Here is an 18,845-nt window from a genome sequence, read left to right as displayed (position 1 = left end):
CGAATCAGCTTCGGGGCTGTCGCTGAAATGCCGTCAAGCTTTTTCTGCTCTTTGCGTTTGCTTGGCGCTTATGGCGTGCAGCTTGAAGCTGCTTCAATAGCCTTTGACGCTGTAGTCGACTACGAAGTCGGTGCCGAGCACTCGCGAGACACCTGTCTCGAGCTTGCCGTCGGCATGCAGCCGCAGCCAGCGATAGCCTGGTGCGCGTGTGTCGACCTGGAAGTCCTCGCTGCCGGGCGCGAACTGCACCCCTGTCGACGGGGTGGCCAGCAAGCGAACACCCCGACGCTCGCTATCGAATGCCTGGTGAATGTGCCCCCAGAGCAATGCTTTGACGCAGCTGAAACGGTCCAGCACCTCGAACAGCGCCTCAGGGTTGTGCAACCCGATGCTGTCCATCCAGCGACTGCCAATCGAAACGGGATGATGATGCAGGCAGACCAGGTGAGGCCGTTCCGGCGACTGCAGCAGGGTTCGTTCCAGCAAGTCCAATTGATCGTCACGCAGCATGCCGAAGACCGCGCCCGGCACCAGCGTATCGAGCATGACGACCCGCCATGCACCGATATCAAGCACAGGCATCATCATTTCGCTGCCACGGACGGCCTCCTGCATCGAGGTCAATTCATCATGGTTGCCCGGGCACCAGCGCGCCGGCGCATCGATACGCTCGGACAACTGGCGAAACCGCTTATAGGAGGCCAGTGAGCCGTCCTGAGAAAGATCGCCTGTCGCCAACATCAGGTCGATACGAGGCTGCTCTTGGAGCACCAGATCGACGACACGCTGCAGACTCTCAGCCGTATCCATGCCCAACAGCTGGCCGCCTGATTCGGCGAACAGGTGGCTATCGGTCAGTTGTACGAGCAATACCGAGTCGTTTTCAACAGTCAGCGGCGCAGCAGCCAAGACCCGTCTCCTTTGGCGAAATCGCAGAAGAATTATGCTGGCTGGGCGTTGCAGGGGTAAACCGCGCGATGCGGGCATGTATCACAGAACAGCTGGAAGCTGGAAGCTGGAAGCTGGAAGCTGGAAGCTGGAAGCTGGAGGCTGGAGGCTGGAGGCTGGAGGCTGGAGGCTGGAAGCGAATCGGCGTGGAGGGGCCGGAGCTGAACTGCCACGCTTTTACTTCATGCTACCGGCTTCAACTTGCGGCTGCTTTCATAGCACCGACTCCAGCTCATGGCCACAGGCCAGGCAGTGGCCGAGCCATTCCCCGAGGAACAGATTGAGCTGATTCTTCTCGTCAGGCTGATGCATCTGCGCGTTGGGATAGCTGTAAATGCCGCGGAAACGCCGAGCATTCTCGGCGCCGATCACCTCAGCCATACGCGCATCGTGATAGACCCGCACGTCCATCTGCGGCACAGGTAACCAAGGCAGGCAGTCTTGCTGACTGATGTGGACGGTGGTGGTGTAGGGGCAGCTCTCGGTCACTGTCAACACCAGCACGCCGAGCAGCCGGTCGCCCTGGCTCATGGCGATCCGACGTGTATCCGGGTGGCTGCGCATCGCAGGCAGCAAGCGCATCAGACGCATGTAGTTCGCCTCGCAGGCCGCCTGCAACTCCAACAGGTCGACGCGGTATCGCTCGCGGGTTCGCCTCATATCCACGCCTCCCTGATCTCGCTGCGGTTCAAGGCCAGCCACTGCAGGGCAATGATCGTAGCCGCATTATCAATCCGGCCGTCGCGCAGCGCCTCCAGTGCATCATCAAGAGACCACACAGCGGCACGGATATCTTCCCCCTCTTCTTCCAGCCCGAATACACCGCCCGCGCCGACACTGCTGCAGCGCCCAACATAGAGATGGATGCGCTCGGTGCTGCCTCCCGGGGACGGATAGTAAACAGACACCGGCCAGAGGTCGCCGAGCTCCAGGCCTGCTTCCTCGATCGACTCGCGACGCGCCACTTCCTCCGGCTGCTCGTCCTTGTCGATCAGCCCGGCCACCGTTTCCACCAGCCACGGATTGTCTCCCCGCGCCATGGCACCGACGCGGAACTGCTCGATGAGGACCACTTCGTCACGCTGCGGGTCGTAGGGCAGTACGCACACAGCATCGTGGCGCACGAACAGCTCGCGCTCGATCTCAGCGCCCATACCGCCTCGAAACAGACGATGGCGAAGACGAAACCGGTCAAGATTGTAGAACCCACTGAAGCAACGCTCGCGCCCGATGATCTCGACGTCGCCTGCTTCAGCTTTGAAAATATCGTTCATGCACTACTCACATATCGGTTTAGTCAAGCACCTGCCGGCACCGGAAAAAGGCTGCAACCGTCACGGCGTGAGCGGTCTCTCTGCTGCCATCGTAGCGCGCCGCTTGCACAGACGCAGCCCTTTGCAGACCATTCGCACGACGGAAGCTGCCCAGCTGGCAATTCTCGAACTTCGCTGCGCTCCTGCACTCGAACCCGCACCGAAACCGCCGCAGGAGCCAACCCATTGATACCAATCCGCACTGCCATCGTCTTGACAGCTTTCAGCCTGCTCATAGGCGGCTGCCAGCACTTCGGTGGCGAGCCGCCTGTGGAGGTTCGACAGATTCTCAGCGAGCAACGTCCAGCCGGCTGTCCTGCACAAGACGATAGCTGCCCATTGGTGAACATAGATACGCAGCTGTTTGAAAACGAGCCCGCACTGAACGCGCTGATCGACAGACGCCTACGCGAGATGACGGTCGACAGCCCAGATGTGCAGGTTCCTGCAACGCTCGAGGGCTACCAGCAAAGCTTCCTGCAGGACGCAGAACCCGGATGGGCGAGCTACCTGCAAGCCAAGCTGCGCCAACAGCACGGGCCGCTGCTGGTGGTCGAGCTGTCGAGCTACCTTTACACAGGCGGCGCGCACGGCGTGCCCCGTCGCGGCTTTATCAATTACGACCACGAGCAGAACCGTGAGCTGAAGCTCGCCGACGTGCTGCTTCCAGGCAAGGAAGGCGCCTTCTGGCGCGTTGCTGCGCAGGCGCATCAGCGATGGCTGCTGGCCAACCAGCACGATGCCGCGTTCAGCCATCGGTGGCCTTTTCAGCAGACCTCCAATGTGGCGTTTCTGCGAGACAAGGTGCTGCTCAAATATGACGTCTACAGCATCGCGCCCTACTCGAGCGGCCATCCGGAGCTGGAGATCCCGTACGAGGAGCTGGACCGCATCCTGTCGATACACGACTGACTCAGTTAGGGCTCAGCCCCTCACCAGGCATTGGCTTACCTTCATGCTGGCGGTACAACCAGTCGACGATTTCCTCGCGCGGAGCATAGCCATCAACAGTCGCCCGAAGGATTTTCCTGATCTGCCCAAAGTCATCGTCCTGCAACGCCTGCATGAGACTGGCCATAACCAGGCGAAAATCATCCCACGGCAGGTAGTGTTCGTCAGCCGACATGATCATCGGGTGTTCGGTCGGCGTAACGTTATCGCCGATCAGCAATTCCTCGTAGAGCTTTTCGCCGGGCCGCAAACCGGTGAACTCCACGGCGACATCCCCTTTCGGATTCTTTTCGCAGCGAACCGACAGACCGGACAGATGAATCATCTTTTCGGCCAGCTCGACGATTTGCACGGGTGCTCCCATGTCCAGCACAAAGACGTCGCCACCCTGTCCCATCGAGCCGGCCTGCAGCACCAACTGCGCCGCCTCGGGGATGGTCATGAAATACCGGGTGATTTTCGGGTGCGTGACCGTCACCGGCCCGCCCCGGCGAATCTGCTCGCGGAACAGCGGGATAACCGAGCCTGACGACCCCAAAACATTACCAAAGCGCACCATGGTGAAGCGTGTCTTGTTGAGCTGATTAACCCCACCCGGATGGCCATAGAGTACCGGCGCAGCCTCCCGACTGAGCGCCTGAAGGGCCATCTCGGCGAGCCGCTTGGTACTGCCCATAACGTTAGTGGGACGCACGGCCTTGTCGGTGGAAATCAGCACGAAGTGCTTTACACCTGCCTGAATGGCCGCCTGGGCACAGTGGAGTGTGCCCAGCACATTGTTCTCGACCCCTTCGGCCATATTGTGCTCGACCATCGGCACGTGCTTGTAGGCGGCTGCGTGATAAACCGTGCTGACATTCCATGTATTCATCACCGCCAGCAGGCGATCCGGATTGCGAACGGAACCCAGGATCGGAACCAGATCGAGCGACAGGGAACGCTCATGGACACGCTGCTCCAGTTCGCCATGGATGCAGTAGAGGCCGTACTCGCTATGATCGAACAAGATCAACGTTTTCGGACCAAGCGCCATGATCTGGCGGCTGAGCTCCGAGCCAATCGAGCCCGCAGCCCCAGTAACGAGCACCACATTGCCGCGAATGCAATGTTCGAGCAGCTGCTCGTGGGGCGCCACGCTATCTCGACCAAGCAGGTCAGCTATGTCGACTTCCTGAATGTCTTCGACCTTGACGCGACCACTCGCCAGATCCATAAAACCCGGTACTGACCGTATGTGCAGGGGGAAGTGCTCAAGCGCGGCCAGTATTTCCCGCCGTCGGGCGCGGCTGGCCGAGGGGATCGCCAGCAACACCTCGGTCGCGCCGGTTTCCTCGATCAGCTTGGCGATATGCCTGGGCTTGTAGACTTTCAGCCCGGAGATGACCCGGTTGGCGATGTCGCCATCATCATCGATAAACGCCACAGGGCGCATCGACCGTCCCATTCGGAGGGCCGCGGCCAGCTGGTTCCCGGCAGCGCCCGCGCCGTATATGGCAACCCGCGGCAAGCCATCGTCACGCGCAAACGGGTTAGCCAACCCGACGCTGTACCAGTCACCCAACACATACTGGCGAAGCAGCAGCCGCAGGCCTCCCAGCAGAATCAGGCTAAGCCACCAGTAATTGAATACCATCGAACGAGGAACGAGCGCCGGAGCGCCGCGGTACCAATACACCGCCAGCGCCAGCAACAACGAAGACAGGGTTACTGCCTTGGCGATCGTAACCAGCGCATCATTGCCCAGGTAACGCATGACAGCGCGGTACATGCCGATGCGGATAAACAACGGGATGGCCAGTAGCGGCGCTGCGGCAAACAACCATGCGTGCGCACCCAGAGGATCGACCAGTTCGAAGGAGCCAAGCCGCACGACAAAGGCCAGCCACAAGGCCAGCCACACCAACACCACATCGGCCGAGACCTGCAACAGCCGCTTGTACCGCCTCGGCAACCCTAACAGATAGTCACGTAGCATCCATCAACCTGCCTGATCGCACTTGTTCAGCCTAAGAAGCGGGCCCGCCCGCAAGATAAAACCGTCAGCGTTCGCGGGCATGGCCCGCTCCCACAAAAAACCCTACCACCGTAGGCGCGGGTCATGCCCTGCGAAAAAACGCCTCACACACGCTCCGCCGCACCTGCACGGAGCCAGATGCACAAGCCCATCAATGGCAGATAGGCAATCACCAACGCCACGGCGCCATCGACTCGACCGGCGGCGACTCCCAACGCCCAGGGCAGAAGCCAGCCAAGGTTGATCAGCGCGACCGACAAGGTTATCGGAACATGCCGCCCTACCCGGCGTGCAGCAGCCTGATACGCATGACTACGATGCGCTTGATATACCGCCTCGCCACGCAGCAGACGACGCAACAGGGTAAAAGTTGCATCGACAATGAACACCCCCAGCAATATCAGCCAACACCAGAAAAACCGCGGCTGCTGCCCTGCCGCCTGCAGCACAAAAACGCCAATGACGATGCCAAGAAAGCCGCTCCCGGCATCCCCCATGAATATACGCGCCCATGGGAAATTCCAGCAGAGAAAACCCGCCACAGCGCAGACCAGCAGCAACTCGGGGACCCCGGCAACCAAAGCCAAACCACCTGAATCGGCTGCAGCGTAGCAAAGCACGGCGCCACCGCAGGCACAGATCGCCTGAACCGCCGCCAGCCCATCGATGCCATCCATGAAGTTGTACAGATTAAGCAGCCAGACCAGGAAAACGACAGCAAGAAGGTGACCTGCCCATCCGAAATCGAAAGGCGCACCGAAGATGACCAATGGAGGCAGACCACCCAACCAGTACAGCGACCAGCTGGCGCCCACAAAGTGGCCCAGCAAGCGCCAGCGGGCCGCGATGTGGCCATGGTCGTCCGCAAAACCGAGTGCTGCGATGCCGCTCCCGGCCCCCAGCAGGGCAAACGCCAACGTTCCATCCACCACTCCCCAGGACCACAGCACCATGATTGATGCCAGATACACAACCACAATTGCCATACCACCGCCGCGCGGGGTAGGGACCGTATGAGCACTGCGCGCGTTTGGTGTATCCAGCAGGCTGCGCTTCAATGCGTAACTACGCAGCGCACCGGTAAAGCCATATGAACTCAACGCCGCAAGCACAAACACCAACCCGATCATGTGTGCCGCCGCTGTAGATAGTCAGTCGCGGTCTTGCGCAGTGCCTCGTCCATGCCAACGGGCGGCGACCAACCCAGGAGCGAACGCGTCTTACTGATATCGACCTGTAGCGAGCCGCACAACCGATCATAAGCGGCACGCTTGCCGAAAAATCCGGCCACCGCCTCCAATCGCGCCACCGGTATTGGCATCAATCGTACGGGCGTGCCCAGCGCCGAAGCCAGGCGCCGGAGCAGGTCCGTTGTCGACAGATCTTCACCATCAGCGGCCAGCAAAGTCTCGTTCGCGGCAGCCGGATGCTCGATGCAGGTGACGATCAGATCGACAAGGTTGTCCACCGCAATAAGGCTTCGCTTGTTGCCGACGTCACCGAGCGGCAACGGTACGCCGCTCATCAGCCAGCGCATCATGCTGCGGAAATTACCCTTCACACCGGGCCCGTACACCAGGGGTGTTCGGATAATGACCACCTCCATCCCCGTTTCGGCAGCAAGCGCTCGCAGCCCGCTTTCAGCCTCAAACTTGGATTGCGCGTAAGGGTCGGCTGGCGGTGGAGAGACGTCATCAGCGGCGAAAGGCCTACCTGGAAGGGTCGCTTCACCGTTTACCTTTATCGAGCTGATAAAAATGAACCGGCGGGCGCCCGAAGCGACGGCGCTACGCGCCAGTTCGAGCGTGCCCTCGACGTTGACCTTGCGAAATTCCGCCAGGGGGTCCGCGGCATGATCCTGCATGACATGAACCCGCGCGGCACAGTGAACGACGGTATCGACGCCCTCCACCTGAGTACCCGCTGCAAAGGTGCGGTTGAGCGATACCGGAACAGGCACCACACCAACCGGCAACAGCGAATCCACACGGCGTATCCAGGCAAGGACCTGCACGTCCGGCCGGGTCACGAGCCGCCTCAACAGCGCTCCACCCACAAAACCCGTCCCGCCTGTTACCAGAATCTTGCTTTTCAAGCTCAAGGGTTCTCCGACAAATGCAGCCATCCGTAGCTGCCTGGCGGCAATTCTACGCGTTCATTCCTTGGGAATGCCCGGATTCCGGTGACCGCGCCGATACAAACCGCCAGCAGAACCGCATCCGGCATATCGGGGCGCCGAAACCGCCACGTTCAGCCCCTGGCACGCTCAACCCCCGGAAGTCGCGCGACACCGAGACGCAATCGGATAGCCGTCATTCCGCTGTTCAGCGAAGGTGAAGTCGCTCGAACTTCCGCGCGCTTTTCCAAGCAAGGAACGATGACCGACGATTCAAGCGGCAGGCGCCAGCCACCGCACTTCGCACCCACATCGCTACACAAGCGGACGGGATTGCAGCGACGGTGCCGGCCATCTCGCAATCACGAACCAACACGTCCATACCGGTCCTCGAACCGAACGATATCGTCTTCGCCCAGGTACGCACCGGACTGAACCTCGATGAGCTCCAGCGGCACCTTGCCCGGATTCGACAGCGAGTGCTTGACGCCCAGCGGAATGTAGGTGGACTGGTTTTCCGATAGGATCAGTTCATTGTCGCCGCATACTACCCTTGCCGTGCCGGACACCACGATCCAGTGTTCGGCACGGTGGTAGTGCAATTGCAGCGAGAGGCACTCGCCGGCCAGCACCGTGATGCGCTTGACTTGATAGCGCTCGCCCTTGTCGACCGTGTCGTAATGACCCCAGGGGCGACTGACGAGCGGGTGGCTGACGAACTCCTCGCGCTGCTCGGCCTGCAGCCGCTGGACGATCTGCTTGACCTGCTGACATTGATCCTTGTGCGCCACCAGCACCGCGTCCTTGGTCTCGATAACCACCAGCCCCTCGACTCCCACCGTAGTGACCAGACGATGGTGCGACTGCACCAGGCTGTTGCGGGTATCGACGGACATCACATCGCCCTGAAGACTGTTGCCAGCCACATCACGCTCGCTTACGTCGAGGATGGCAGCCCAGCTGCCGAGATCGTTCCAGCCAGCATCCAACGGCACCACCACGCCAGCATCGGTATGCTCCATCACCGCATAATCGACCGACTCGTCATCGCACAGCGCGAAGTGCTCGGCAGGAACATGCAGGAAATAGTTGTCATCCTCTGCGTGTTGCAGGGCAACGCGGCAGGCAGCCAGAATATCGGGACGCAGGCGCTCTAGCTCATCGAGGAACCGGGATGCGCGAAACATGAACATTCCGCTGTTCCAGAGATAACAACCGGATTGGAGATACGCCTGCGCGCGCTCGGCCGAGGGCTTTTCCTTGAAGGCGGCAATCGTGCTACCCGTCTCGCCCAATGGCTCGCCGCACTGGATATAGCCGAAACCGGTTTCAGCGTGGGTCGGCGTGATGCCGAAGGTCACCAGGCGTCCTGCGTTGGCATGGGTCGTTGCCGATGCGATTGCCGCCTGGAATGCCTGCTCATCCGGAATATGGTGATCGGCAGCAAGGATCAGCAGCAGCGGGTCATTCCCGTCGCGAGAAGCCTGTAACGCAGCCATCGCAATGGCAGGCGCCGTATTGCGCCCCATCGGCTCGAGAATGATTTTGCCACTCGGCCGCCCAGCGATTCGCAACTGCTCAGCCACCACAAAACGGTGCTGCTCGTTGCTGACGACGATCGGCAGAGCATGATCCAGCCCGTCCAGCCGAGCCAGCGTCCGCTGAATCATGGACCCTCGCCCTTGGCCGTCCAGTGCCAAGAACTGCTTGGGGAGGCTCTGGCGCGACAACGGCCACAGACGGGATCCGTTGCCTCCGGCGAGGACTACAGGCGTGAACATTCAAAACTCCATTTCAACTGGCGAGCAGGAACCGACGAGCTTGCGCAGCCATAGCTTCGCAAGGAACGAAACCTGACCAACCAAACATCGGCTGACAAAAAGTCGTGCAGTTTAGGCTGGACGCTGGCGCTCGCCAAGCAGTAGCGCACTTGCTGACGCGTACTCTCCTCGCCAGTGCCCGGAACGCTCTGTAAACTAGCGCGCCAGCCTCTGGCCAATAGAGATCACCCATGCAACGCACGCTCATCACAGGCGCGAACGGATTCGTTGGGCAACAGCTCTGCAGATTGCTCCAGCAATCTGGGCATCATGTCATTGCGGTGACGTCACGTGCAGGTCGACCGGTCCCATTTGCCCAGGAAACCTTTAGTTGCGATATCCGCGAAGCGCAAGACATCGGCCAGATCGTCCGCGAAACCGCGCCATCGCACATCGTGCACCTCGCCGCCATCACTCATGTCCCGAGAAGCTTTGAGGTGCCCCAGAACACCTGGCAGACCAACGTGATGGGCAGCATCAACGTGCTTGAGGCGGTAAGAAGTTTCGCACCGAAATGCTTTATCCTTTTTGTCAGCTCTGGGGATGTCTACGGGGCGGCATTCAAACAAAATGTACCACTCGACGAGAGCGTCGCCTGCCTTCCGCAAAATCCCTATGCGGCCAGTAAATTTGCTGCCGAGACGGCTTTTTATGAATATTTTCGGCGCGGCATTCGCGGTGTAGTGGCTCGCCCCTTCAATCACATCGGCGCCCATCAGTCGCCCGACTTTGTAACCGCCTCCTATGCTCGCCAGATTGCCTTGATCGAGGCGGACAAGCAGGAGCCGATCCTGAGGGTAGGCGACCTTCAAGCCAGTCGCGACTTCCTCGACGTAGCTGACGTTTGCCGGGCTTACGAGCGATTGTTGACGGTCGCGCCCCAAAATCATGATTCGCCGAAATGCTTTAACGTCTGCTCAGGCCAGTCTCTCCGGGTTGCAGAGGTGTTGGACACTCTTCTCCAAATGAGCCGCTCGAGCATTACCGTCGAGCAAGACCCGGCCCGCATGCGGCCATCCGACATTCCCTTCGCTGTCGGCGACAGTCAACGCCTGCAACGGCTTTCTGGCTGGGCACCGACGACCAACCTGAACGACACGCTACGGCATTTGTTGAACTATTGGCGGGCTGAGGTGGCTGCCGGCTGATGAAGCTTTGGATAAACACAGAGTCGCTTACCCCTCCCCTTACTGGTATCGGCAATTACACCTTTAACCTCTTGAGCGCGTTGCTAAACATCCCGGAAATACAACAGATCGATTGCTTTTCCGGGTACCGATTTTCATCGGCCTCACACGCACTTGAGAAATGCAGAAGCGCATGCGTAGCCGTGCATGACAAACCAGGCCCGACCGAAACACCAACCCACCTAGCGGTCAGCGGGACTATCAAGCACAGGCTCAGGCAGTCCGCGCTCGCTTATAGCGCAAGGGAAGCATTACGAAACGCTGCCGTGCGCATTACCGGGTGCAGCAAGCAAAGATTCGTCTATCACGAACCAAGCTTTATCCTCAAAGCTCATCGCGGCCCGAGCGTTACCACCATCCACGACCTCTCGTTCATTCGTTATCCCGACTTCCACCCGCGTCAGCGAGTCAGATGGCTGGTCAAACAGCTCCCGCGCACCCTTGAGCGTGCCGATGCAATCATCACTGACTCCGAATGGGTGCGGCAGGAACTCATACAAACCTACCGCGTCGATCCGAGTATCGTCACCGCCATTCACCTTGGCGCTGCTCAACACTACCGCCCGCAAGCCGCTCCGGACGCCCGACAGGTGCTGAACCGATACGGGCTCCGTTACGGCCAATATCTCCTGTTCATCGGCACACTGGAGCCCCGCAAAGGCGTCGACACGCTGCTCGATGCCTTTGCGGCGCTACCTACCGTACTTCAGCACTCATTCCCCCTCATCCTTGCCGGTGCGTCGGGCTGGAAAAATGAAGCACTGCAGACCCGTATCGAAAACGTGGCTCGCACAAAAACACTCAAACATCTGAGTTTCGTACCCGAAGCGGATCTTCCGGCGCTGTACTCAGGCGCGGCCCTGTTCATCGCTCCATCTTTATATGAAGGTTTCGGCCTGCCTACGCTTGAGGCAATGGCCTGCGGTACACCTACCCTGTGTACGGCAGACACCTCGATGGCCGAATTTAGCGAGGGTGCCAGCAGCCTGTTCCGCCGGGGAGACAGCTGCCACTTGGCCGAGCACATCCAGCATTTGCTCGAGCATGACGACGCAAGAAGCGAACTGGCTAAAAAGGGACTGCAACGAGCAGGGCAACTGACCTGGGAGCGCTGCGCAAGAAACACCTATGACGTTTATAGGAGGGTGGCTGTTTAAGTCAGCGATATCGCGGCTCAGGCCACTACCGCCCGCGAAGCGCAATGCAAAAAACTGGTACCCACAAAACGACGTATCCGGGCCAGGTTCGCCGGGGCTATTGAATCCCGACTTGCTTGTCAGCAGCATTGCAGCAGTCGAGGACGAAGCCTCGGCATTGGCTGCAATCGGTCAGATAGCCGCCAAGTACGGCTCGGCACCCAACGACGCCAGTGGCGACCATGAGTCGAACACTGGTGAAGTCAACGTTCATCTGCTGCCAGCAACCGCTCAGCACATAGAGATCGGCAACTTCGAAACGAATCTGGACCAATTCGGCATGTTATCCGAACTGACCGCTCTCGTTGGATCGCTCACCTATGTTGGCGAGCCCGATACATTGGAAGAGCTGCACACACGCCCGAGTACTTCACCGGCGTAGCGGGTCAGGCCGCGTTAATCAGAGGCTCGCAACTGCTAGTCGTCGATCTAAACGGTGATGGTCGGCACGACGCCGCTGACGACCTTAGCGTCAGCCTTGCGGGAGTTTTCCAGCTGGAAAACCGGAATTTTCTTGGGAGTGATGAGGCAGGCCAGCCAACACTGCCGGGCGACGCTGGACAGGCCGATATTCTGCCATCGACGCCGGACGTTGCGGATATTCATACACTGTTCCCGGGTGACGGCAGCTTGCTAGTCGAAGATTTCGAAGCGAGCCTGGATCGTTTCGCGATGTCGGCAGAGCTAAAAGCGCTGATTGGACAATTTACCTATGTCGGCGAGCCGGATAACCAGGAAGAGCTGCATACACCTGAATATTTCACTGGTGTAGCTGGCCAGGCTGCACTGCTACGGGACGCTCAGCTATTGGTTGTCGATGTTGATGGAGACGGTAGGTACCTGACCGCGAACGACCTCAGCATCAGCTTGCCTGGTGTGTTTCAACTGGAAGATTGGAACTTCATCGCCTAAACAAGGCCAGACAGGACCCAACGGATGTAGCCCTTCGGCAGAGGGGCTACATGAGCCAGAGTCGTCTTTATACGCAGCCAAATGCCCTGCTACGCCAGCCAGATGCCCTCATCGAGCGCGCCACTCACCTTGACCTGGTTTTCCGTGCTCTCGGAAAAGGACGCCAACACCTCCGCCCCACTCAGCCCGGCAGCCATTTCGCCGACCCAATAGGCGTACCCGGCCGGATCGGGCTCTCGATGCAGCACATTCACATAGTACTGGGTGATAAGCGCATCGTTGCTGAGCTCAGCGCCGTAAAGGGACTCGAACTCGGCGCTATGCACGAACCCGCTTGCGGCCTCCTGCAAGGTTAAGCCCGCATCGATTCGATCGATCCAATAGTTGAGGCCGCCGATATCCGGCTGTCGGTCAAAAGCGGCCTGGTACAGGCGATACGCACTCCCCGCGGCCTCCCCCGCGCCGACATCAACCGCCAATACACCATCAGAAAATTTCAGCCGCTCGACACCACTCAGGTGGTCGATATCACCGGCCGCATTGTGTCTGCTGACCACAGCACCGCTTGAGCCGATGGCCACGCTATAGTCGCGTCTTTCAGAAGCGAATACCAACACGTCCAATCCTGTCCCTGCCAATACCGCATCCGCCTGAGCTGTGGCATAAAGCACGTCGTTCGCCGCCGTACCGTGAAGGGTGTTAGTCGCAACCCATTCCCCTAGCAGTTCATCGTTGGCACTGATCGCCGCGACCAGCTGCTCATAGGTGTAGCCCACATCGGCCCAATAAGCCTCAGTGGCGGAATAGCTCGAGCGCACCCCGATAATGGTCGGCACCTCGTTGTCGAAGACGAAGAGTGGCCCGCCGGAGCTTCCCGGCCCCATCAGCTCGTTTGCGCCGCCCTGCGTCGCCTGATAAACCTCATAACGGCTCAGCGATTGCACGAGAAGCGCACCGTACATCATGCCTGTACTGCCTTCCGGGTAGCCGATCTGATACGCCAGCTGCGTCGTATCGTAACCAGGGGCGAGGTCGAAATAACCCAGCTGATCGCCCACCGCCTGGCTCAGACCGATCAAGGCAACGTCCGCCTGCGATTCGACAAGGGTCAGAGTGTCATTGTTACTGTCTTGAAAGGTTTCCGCAGGGAAGCCGAGAGCGCTCCAGCGAACCCCTTCCAAATCGATCAGGGAAGCGCTTTCATAGCGATAGCTGCTGGTGTTGTAGTCCACCCCCAGCGCAATGCGGATATCAGTGGCCCAGCCTCCCGCATCAGGGTCATACAGCACGTGGGTGGCCGTCAGCAGATCGTTTCGGCCCACAAGCGCGCCCGTGCCCAAGGCAGCACTGCCGTCAGGAAAGGTAACGTACAGGTGAGCAACGGCACGGTACGGATAAACACTCAGTTCTGTGACTTCTTGGTTCACGATGGAGACCAGCGCAACATGACGGATCGATGCGTCATGATACCGAGTGCTTTGACTGCCGTGCGCCTTCATCACGCAATCAACAATCCGACTGCTGGCGGGGCCACCAAGGCTGCTCTGCTAAATTACGTAACTTCCGCCTTCGCTCAGGCGGAGCGGCCGGCGAATCTCGTCAGGTTCGCAAGCCTCCGCGTCCTGGCACACCCGCCCGCGAGCCGATAATACCCTATACATCCGCGGCTTTTCGCACCGCCAATAAGGATCCGCCGTGAGCGCTTTGCCAGCCTGCCCCCAACGGTTGAGATCCGGCTTCGCGGGCATGGCCCGCTCCCACGGCGGTGCCTGGGCTCTGTAGGAACGGCCCATGGCCGCGAATGACCCCGCACCGGTGGGGAAATAACGCTTCGCCGGCATGGCCGCTCCCACGGCGGTACCTGGGCTCTGTAGAACGGGCCACGCCGGTTAACCGCTTAGCGGAAGAAAGGAAAAACGTGGTCTGTCCCCGATTTCACGATGCCGGCGGAGAACGAACGGCTGCGATTTATACGCCTGGTGGCCTCAGCTAAACTCACGACCCGAACCCGCAAGCCTAGTTGACCCACGTGCTGGAGCGCATCGCCGAACACCCGATCAATCGGGTCGACGAACATGCTGCCCTGGAACGTTTCTCTCACTCCCACGGAACCCTGCGAGGCGTCTGATCCATGGTCAAAACTGCTCGTTTGTCCAAACCCGAACCTGATGTGTTGCTCCTATACATTGAATTGAAGTGGATCGAACCTGCCATCTGGCGCCGTGTGGCCGTGTCCGAGAACATTACCTTGGGCAAATTGCACACGGTGATCCAGCGCGCGATGGGCTGGGAGGGCGGCCATCTGCATGAGTTTGAAATTGCCGGTGAACACTACGGCATTCCTGACCCTGAAGGATGGGGTCCACCCGTGAATCCGGAGGCCCGCAAGACTCTGATCAAAGCGTTATCCGGGAAAAAAACGTTTCGCTATCTCTATGATTTCGGCGACGGCTGGGATCACCGGATCAAAGTCGAAAAGAAATTGCCCGCTGATGCCTGCCCTCAAGTGCCATATTGCATCGACGGTGCCAATGCTTGCCCGCCGGAGGATATTGGCGGTGGACCGGGTTATGTCGACTTTCTTGAAGTGATGGCAGACCCCGACCACCCAGAGCATGAGGAGATGATGCAATGGCATGGCGGCACCTTCGATCCAACGGTTTTTGACTGCAATCGCGTCAACCAATGGTTAAAGGAGATTAAGGTCTGAGTTTTTGATTCGCAGCCCTGAGCAACCGGTGACCATTGAAGACACGAATGCCGCCATCACGGCGCACGAGCTTCCGCCCGGTGATCGGCCTGGATACCAACGTTCTGCTGCGCTACATCGTCCAGGATCATCCAGACCAATCCAGCAAGGCCAACGCACTGATCGAATCGCTGCCTCCAGAATCACCCGCTTCGTTGCCACGGTGCCGGTAGTCGAGCTGGTCTGGGTGCTGCAGTCCTGCTATCGATCCGACAAAGTGGAAATTGTCGCGGTGCTGTAAGCGATCCTGACCGCGAAGGAACTGGTAGTGGATCGGTCCGAAGTCGTCTGGCAAGCCCTGCGGCATTTCTCCGAGTCGAATGCAGACTTCGCGGACTGTCTCATCGAACGGTGCGCCAACGCTGCCGGATGCGAGTGCCTCGTTACGTTTGATGAGAAAGCCGCCAAGACTGCGGGTATGCGTCGCCTAGCCTGAGCAAGGACGGCGACCATCACGTACCGTAAGCCAAAAGCTTCGCCCCGGGGCGGGCCTCCCGCAAGACCAAAAGCAGTGTGCTTGCCCTCACGCCATCCTTGCCATAACGTAAGGAACGCGAATCGCCAACCTCCGAATCATCCGCACAAAATCCGCAGGCCAAGCCATCAATGAACACCGTCGACGTGCGCTGTCAGCAGCGCCTGGACAACTTCCGCAAGGCTCTGCTTCAGCTTGATGAAGCGGTTGAGCTCATGGCGCAACGCGAGCTGTCGAAACTTGAAAAACAAGGCGTCATCCAGGGCTTCAAATATTGTTACGAGCTTGGCTGGAATACGTTAAGAGATTTCCTCGTCTGGCAGGGCATCGACGGCATCGTTGGCTCGCGCGACACCATTCGCGAGGCGTTCAGCAAAGGCCTGATCAGCGATGGCCATGGCTGGATGCAAATGCTCACGGACCGCAACCGGACCTCACATACCTACAACGAGGAAACAGCCGAGGCGATCCTGACCAATATCCAGTTGCAGCACCATCCGCTGCTAAAGGCGCTGGAGCAAACGATGTCCAGCCGGGCCGAGGCAAACCCATGAAGCCGGAAGACTCGGGACTATCCGAAGAAGACGTTCAAGCGATCTGCAAAGCACTTGGACTTTGCCCCAAGGTTAGCGAAGCAATTCTCTACGGGTCCCGCGCAAAAGGTAGCTACCGGCCCGGTTCGGACATCGACCTGACCCTGATAGGCGATGAGCTCACACATCATGACCTGCTCAACATCGAACTGGCGTTGGATGACCTGCTTCTACCTTACAAGATCGACCTCTCCCTGCATCATCAGATCGACAATCCGCAACTACTCGATCACATCGCCCGAATTGGAAAGTCGTTCTACAAAGCAACGGATTAAATCCCGCGCCGCTTTCGTGGCGCGACCCGCGGCGAATGCGGCCTCTGCCAGCTCAAAAGCAAAAGCTTCGCCGCCAGGGCGGGCCTCCAACAACCAAAGGCTTACTCAGCCGGCCCCACCCTGCGCTGCTGATAGACCATATCGACGGTTTCTCCTTCCGGCACATACCCGGCTCCGGGCGGACGCCCACCCCTACCTTCTGCCTATCGCCTTTTCCGCTCTGTTGGAAGCGTTAAGTATCCCCGATTTAATTTGTAGGAACGTGTAGGAACGGGCCATGCCCGTGAACCGCGTAGCGGAAGAAAGGAAAAACGTGGTCTGTCCCCGATTTAAGAGTGAAGAGGGTGGAGGGTGCTCAGTGCTTGATCTCGGCACGGAGCGCCTTGACCTCGGCTTCGGTCAAGCCTGCGGCCTGTGCAATCTGGGTGTCTGTCAGAATGTTCATACTGATCAGGTTGCGGGCGGTCTCGCGTTGGGCTTTCTGAATTCCGATCCGTTCGCCTTGCCGGATACCTTTCTGGATGCCGCGCTCTTCCCACTGTCCAGGCCACTTCTTGATGCGTTCGGCCAACATGTCGTGTACCTCGTGTAAATCCTGTAAGTCGTTGAACTCGGGCAGCTCCACTCCCGGCGCCCGGTGGGGAAGCATCACGCGACGAATCCACACCACGAAGGCACGCCGCAGTCAAGTCACCCCTGCTCGCAGGTAATCCAGCGACTGAGCCGAGTTCTTAGGTCACACAGCCTGGTCTCGCTCACCGCTCCCATCTGCCCCAGCAGCAAGGCACCATTCAGCACCGCGACACGTGACAGCCGAAACACGCTGGAGACCTTGAGGCCGGAGGCCGCGAATTCCTCAGCCTCCGATGTCAGCACCCAGTCGAGACCCGGTTCGGCCTGATGTAGACGAGAGGAAACCATACAGACGAGCCAGTCATCCTGAGTATGATCGAGCCGGCGCAGCAAGAGTACCGGGCGCTTCTTGCTGTGCGTCAGATCGGTATAGGGAAAGGGCATCAAGGCAATCTGACCAGCACGCTTCATTGCCAGCGTTCCTTGAGATCTTCCTCCGAGTAGAGATCAGGCTCGTCTTCCAGACCACGCATCGCTTGCTCTACGCTCAGAGTGTGGAACTGCTTCTCTGACCAGTCAGCTTGGTCAGCACGCTCCTGATGACCATATCGCTGCTCCAGGAAGGTAACGAAATCAAGCACCTCCTGCTGGCGGGCGGCCGATAGCCGGCTGACCTTGGTAATGAGTTCTTCAAGCTGCATCGCGCTTACCCCATGCAAGCCCTGTACTGCGATCAGGATAGCATAATGCTAACTGGCTTCCGCGCGGCCCCGCGCCACCGACAGGGCCAACTGAGCGGACGACAGAACCGGCACCAACGGCACCCGGCCGCAGCCGGTAAGCAACCGCCTCATGCCCAGAGCACCCCACCGCCGTGTCATGCGGCCCCTCCTGGGTCAGCTATCAAAATCAAAGCTCAGCTCGTCGTCGCCTTCGCCGAACAGCGCATCCAGGTTCGCCGGGGCGGCTACGCTTCCCGGGTTGAGCCGCGCCAGGCGGGCGAGCAGGTGGGTCTGTTGAATGGAGAAGTTCACCGCATAGGCGATGGGCAGGGCCTGGGCGTTGCGTAGCGCGAGGAACGCCGTGTCGTCGAGCTGGGCGAGCGCGCGCTCGTCGATCATGTGCAGGCCCTCGATCCGGATGCCGGCGGCCTGTTGGATGGTGTCGGGCCAGGGGGCGATCACCTTGGCGCGGGCCAAGGCTTGCAGCGCCTTGTGGGTGGCCTGCTGTTTGCGTTGTTGGTTATAGGTGTCCTTTTGTTTGTCATCCCTTTGTTTAATCAGGCTAGCCGCTACCGGGCGAGCGTCAAGAACAAAGTGGGTGTCCCTTTGTTGCCCCGCAAAGAAAGGCGCGCCGCACGCAGCGGCAAACGCAGTGATACCTGGAGATGTCGTCAAGGCTGACGAGGGTGGAGCGAGGTTGTGTCATGGCGGCGATCCTTGCCGGGCCCGCTCAATGCGGGCAATGGATGAAGCGTAGCGCAGACGGCTAGGTCAGCAAAACAAAGTGGGTGTCCTTTTGTTTGGATGCTTATACCGGTGTGGAAGATCAGTGCCTGTCTTCGGCACGCAGGGCTTGCACACCTTCAACCGTCAACCCCGTGGCGTCGGCGATCTGCTCGTCACTCAGCACCCCCAGCTTGATCAGGTTATGGGCAGTCTCTTGCCTGGCTTCCAGGCGGCCTTCCTGACGACCTTCCAGGCGACCTTCCTGACGGCCTTCG

21 protein-coding genes and 1 pseudogene are annotated in these 18,845 nt (G+C 59.5%); 9 read left to right on the top strand and 13 right to left on the bottom strand.

Annotated elements, in window-relative coordinates; all coding sequences use genetic code 11:
* Positions 1 to 93: 93 nt before the first annotated feature.
* The 3 genes from cpdA to NA637_RS20300 all read right to left on the bottom strand — a co-directional run bounded on the left by cpdA (position 94) and on the right by NA637_RS20300 (position 2,222).
* The gene (gene cpdA, locus NA637_RS20310) at positions 94 to 909 is read right to left on the bottom strand and encodes a 3',5'-cyclic-AMP phosphodiesterase (protein WP_256074369.1); all 816 of its coding nucleotides are present in this window, start codon (positions 907 to 909) and stop codon (positions 94 to 96) included.
* Positions 910 to 1,161: 252 nt separating this feature from the next.
* The gene (locus NA637_RS20305) at positions 1,162 to 1,608 is read right to left on the bottom strand and encodes a DUF1249 domain-containing protein (RefSeq protein WP_127840222.1); all 447 of its coding nucleotides are present in this window, start codon (positions 1,606 to 1,608) and stop codon (positions 1,162 to 1,164) included.
* Positions 1,605 to 2,222, bottom strand: a complete 618-nt coding sequence (locus tag NA637_RS20300; RefSeq protein ID WP_256074367.1) for an NUDIX domain-containing protein — start codon at positions 2,220 to 2,222, stop codon at positions 1,605 to 1,607. Before NA637_RS20300 ends, NA637_RS20305 begins: the two co-directional genes overlap by 4 nt.
* Before the next feature lie 228 nt (positions 2,223 to 2,450).
* Between NA637_RS20300 and NA637_RS20295 the strand changes: the two genes are divergently transcribed.
* Complete coding sequence (locus NA637_RS20295) at positions 2,451 to 3,173, top strand: DUF3298 domain-containing protein (RefSeq protein WP_256074374.1); 723 nt, start codon at positions 2,451 to 2,453, stop codon at positions 3,171 to 3,173.
* Between the two features lies 1 nt (position 3,174).
* Here NA637_RS20295 and NA637_RS20290 read toward each other — a convergent pair whose 3' ends face one another.
* The 4 genes from NA637_RS20290 to NA637_RS20275 form a co-directional block, all read right to left on the bottom strand.
* Positions 3,175 to 5,187, bottom strand: a complete 2,013-nt coding sequence (locus NA637_RS20290) for a polysaccharide biosynthesis protein (protein ID WP_256074366.1) — start codon at positions 5,185 to 5,187, stop codon at positions 3,175 to 3,177.
* Positions 5,188 to 5,330: 143 nt separating this feature from the next.
* On the bottom strand, positions 5,331 to 6,356 hold the full coding sequence (locus NA637_RS20285) for an MraY family glycosyltransferase (protein WP_256074365.1): 1,026 nt from the start codon (positions 6,354 to 6,356) through the stop codon (positions 5,331 to 5,333).
* Positions 6,353 to 7,321, bottom strand: coding sequence for a UDP-glucose 4-epimerase family protein (locus NA637_RS20280; protein ID WP_256074372.1), 969 nt, complete (start codon positions 7,319 to 7,321; stop codon positions 6,353 to 6,355). The genes NA637_RS20285 and NA637_RS20280 overlap by 4 nt, the downstream gene beginning before the upstream one ends.
* Before the next feature lie 383 nt (positions 7,322 to 7,704).
* Positions 7,705 to 9,123: a mannose-1-phosphate guanylyltransferase/mannose-6-phosphate isomerase gene (locus tag NA637_RS20275; protein ID WP_256074363.1), complete on the bottom strand. Its 1,419-nt coding sequence runs from the start codon at positions 9,121 to 9,123 to the stop codon at positions 7,705 to 7,707.
* Between the two features lie 230 nt (positions 9,124 to 9,353).
* Here NA637_RS20275 and NA637_RS20270 point away from each other — a divergent pair, with 230 nt between their 5' ends.
* The 3 genes from NA637_RS20270 to NA637_RS20260 all read left to right on the top strand — a co-directional run bounded on the left by NA637_RS20270 (position 9,354) and on the right by NA637_RS20260 (position 11,927).
* On the top strand, positions 9,354 to 10,310 hold the full coding sequence (locus NA637_RS20270) for a GDP-mannose 4,6-dehydratase (RefSeq protein ID WP_256074362.1): 957 nt from the start codon (positions 9,354 to 9,356) through the stop codon (positions 10,308 to 10,310).
* Positions 10,310 to 11,506 (top strand): glycosyltransferase family 4 protein, encoded by a 1,197-nt coding sequence (locus NA637_RS20265; protein WP_256074360.1) that lies wholly within the window; start codon positions 10,310 to 10,312, stop codon positions 11,504 to 11,506. The genes NA637_RS20270 and NA637_RS20265 overlap by 1 nt, the downstream gene beginning before the upstream one ends.
* A 112-nt stretch (positions 11,507 to 11,618) precedes the next feature.
* Positions 11,619 to 11,927, top strand: coding sequence for a hypothetical protein (locus NA637_RS20260; RefSeq protein WP_256074359.1), 309 nt, complete (start codon positions 11,619 to 11,621; stop codon positions 11,925 to 11,927).
* A 47-nt stretch (positions 11,928 to 11,974) separates the two neighbouring features.
* Here the strand turns inward: NA637_RS20260 and NA637_RS20255 are convergent, their stop codons facing one another.
* Positions 11,975 to 12,151 carry a hypothetical protein gene (locus tag NA637_RS20255; RefSeq protein ID WP_256074358.1) on the bottom strand — a complete coding sequence of 59 codons (177 nt, stop codon included), beginning with the start codon at positions 12,149 to 12,151 and terminating at the stop codon, positions 11,975 to 11,977.
* Between the two features lie 24 nt (positions 12,152 to 12,175).
* Between NA637_RS20255 and NA637_RS20250 the strand changes: the two genes are divergently transcribed.
* Entirely contained in the window at positions 12,176 to 12,457 is a 282-nt protein-coding gene (locus tag NA637_RS20250; RefSeq protein ID WP_256074357.1) for a hypothetical protein, read from the top strand.
* 89 nt (positions 12,458 to 12,546) lie between these two features.
* Here the strand turns inward: NA637_RS20250 and NA637_RS20245 are convergent, their stop codons facing one another.
* Positions 12,547 to 13,956, bottom strand: a complete 1,410-nt coding sequence (locus tag NA637_RS20245; protein ID WP_256074356.1) for a DUF4214 domain-containing protein — start codon at positions 13,954 to 13,956, stop codon at positions 12,547 to 12,549.
* A 632-nt stretch (positions 13,957 to 14,588) separates the two neighbouring features.
* Here NA637_RS20245 and NA637_RS20240 point away from each other — a divergent pair.
* From NA637_RS20240 to NA637_RS20225, 4 genes and pseudogenes are all read left to right on the top strand, one after another.
* Positions 14,589 to 15,167 carry a plasmid pRiA4b ORF-3 family protein gene (locus tag NA637_RS20240; RefSeq protein ID WP_256074355.1) on the top strand — a complete coding sequence of 193 codons (579 nt, stop codon included), beginning with the start codon at positions 14,589 to 14,591 and terminating at the stop codon, positions 15,165 to 15,167.
* A gap of 80 nt (positions 15,168 to 15,247) precedes the next feature.
* Positions 15,248 to 15,642, top strand: a pseudogene (locus NA637_RS20235) (PIN domain-containing protein).
* Positions 15,643 to 15,812: 170 nt separating this feature from the next.
* Positions 15,813 to 16,235 (top strand): nucleotidyltransferase substrate binding protein, encoded by a 423-nt coding sequence (locus NA637_RS20230; protein ID WP_256074354.1) that lies wholly within the window; start codon positions 15,813 to 15,815, stop codon positions 16,233 to 16,235.
* Positions 16,232 to 16,549 (top strand): nucleotidyltransferase domain-containing protein, encoded by a 318-nt coding sequence (locus NA637_RS20225; RefSeq protein ID WP_256074353.1) that lies wholly within the window; start codon positions 16,232 to 16,234, stop codon positions 16,547 to 16,549. The genes NA637_RS20230 and NA637_RS20225 overlap by 4 nt, the downstream gene beginning before the upstream one ends.
* Before the next feature lie 355 nt (positions 16,550 to 16,904).
* Here the strand turns inward: NA637_RS20225 and NA637_RS20220 are convergent, their stop codons facing one another.
* The 4 genes from NA637_RS20220 to NA637_RS20205 form a co-directional block, all read right to left on the bottom strand.
* On the bottom strand, positions 16,905 to 17,201 hold the full coding sequence (locus NA637_RS20220; protein ID WP_423836753.1) for a hypothetical protein: 297 nt from the start codon (positions 17,199 to 17,201) through the stop codon (positions 16,905 to 16,907).
* A gap of 38 nt (positions 17,202 to 17,239) precedes the next feature.
* A complete protein-coding gene (locus NA637_RS20215; protein ID WP_256074352.1) occupies positions 17,240 to 17,593 on the bottom strand; it encodes a type II toxin-antitoxin system PemK/MazF family toxin in 354 nt (117 codons plus the stop codon).
* A complete protein-coding gene (locus NA637_RS20210) occupies positions 17,590 to 17,823 on the bottom strand; it encodes a DUF2281 domain-containing protein (RefSeq protein WP_256074351.1) in 234 nt (77 codons plus the stop codon). The genes NA637_RS20215 and NA637_RS20210 overlap by 4 nt, the downstream gene beginning before the upstream one ends.
* A gap of 195 nt (positions 17,824 to 18,018) precedes the next feature.
* Positions 18,019 to 18,519, bottom strand: coding sequence for a SapC family protein (locus NA637_RS20205; protein WP_256074350.1), 501 nt, complete (start codon positions 18,517 to 18,519; stop codon positions 18,019 to 18,021).
* Between the last annotated feature and the right edge of the window lie 326 nt (positions 18,520 to 18,845).

Origin of the sequence: Stutzerimonas stutzeri (genome assembly GCF_024448935.1) — a bacterium.
GTDB classification, from domain to species: Bacteria; Pseudomonadota; Gammaproteobacteria; order Pseudomonadales; family Pseudomonadaceae; genus Stutzerimonas; species Stutzerimonas stutzeri_AO.
Note: the sequence above shows the minus strand (reverse complement) of the source record. Positions and strands in the feature narration are given on the sequence as shown.

Excerpts from the sequence above, each read along its gene's own strand:
- NA637_RS20225 (WP_256074353.1), top strand. The coding sequence starts at position 16,232 with ATGAAGCCGGAAGACTCGGGACTATCCGAAGAAGACGTTCAAGCGATC.
- NA637_RS20210 (WP_256074351.1), bottom strand. The coding sequence starts at position 17,823 with ATGCAGCTTGAAGAACTCATTACCAAGGTCAGCCGGCTATCGGCCGCC.
- NA637_RS20270 (WP_256074362.1), top strand. The coding sequence starts at position 9,354 with ATGCAACGCACGCTCATCACAGGCGCGAACGGATTCGTTGGGCAACAG.
- NA637_RS20245 (WP_256074356.1), bottom strand. The coding sequence starts at position 13,956 with ATGAAGGCGCACGGCAGTCAAAGCACTCGGTATCATGACGCATCGATC.
- NA637_RS20265 (WP_256074360.1), top strand. The coding sequence starts at position 10,310 with ATGAAGCTTTGGATAAACACAGAGTCGCTTACCCCTCCCCTTACTGGT.
- NA637_RS20300 (WP_256074367.1), bottom strand. The coding sequence starts at position 2,222 with ATGAACGATATTTTCAAAGCTGAAGCAGGCGACGTCGAGATCATCGGG.
- NA637_RS20215 (WP_256074352.1), bottom strand. The coding sequence starts at position 17,593 with ATGAAGCGTGCTGGTCAGATTGCCTTGATGCCCTTTCCCTATACCGAT.
- NA637_RS20255 (WP_256074358.1), bottom strand. The coding sequence starts at position 12,151 with ATGAATATCCGCAACGTCCGGCGTCGATGGCAGAATATCGGCCTGTCC.
- NA637_RS20230 (WP_256074354.1), top strand. The coding sequence starts at position 15,813 with ATGAACACCGTCGACGTGCGCTGTCAGCAGCGCCTGGACAACTTCCGC.
- NA637_RS20275 (WP_256074363.1), bottom strand. The coding sequence starts at position 9,123 with ATGTTCACGCCTGTAGTCCTCGCCGGAGGCAACGGATCCCGTCTGTGG.
- NA637_RS20285 (WP_256074365.1), bottom strand. The coding sequence starts at position 6,356 with ATGATCGGGTTGGTGTTTGTGCTTGCGGCGTTGAGTTCATATGGCTTT.
- NA637_RS20290 (WP_256074366.1), bottom strand. The coding sequence starts at position 5,187 with ATGCTACGTGACTATCTGTTAGGGTTGCCGAGGCGGTACAAGCGGCTG.
- NA637_RS20305 (WP_127840222.1), bottom strand. The coding sequence starts at position 1,608 with ATGAGGCGAACCCGCGAGCGATACCGCGTCGACCTGTTGGAGTTGCAG.
- NA637_RS20240 (WP_256074355.1), top strand. The coding sequence starts at position 14,589 with ATGGTCAAAACTGCTCGTTTGTCCAAACCCGAACCTGATGTGTTGCTC.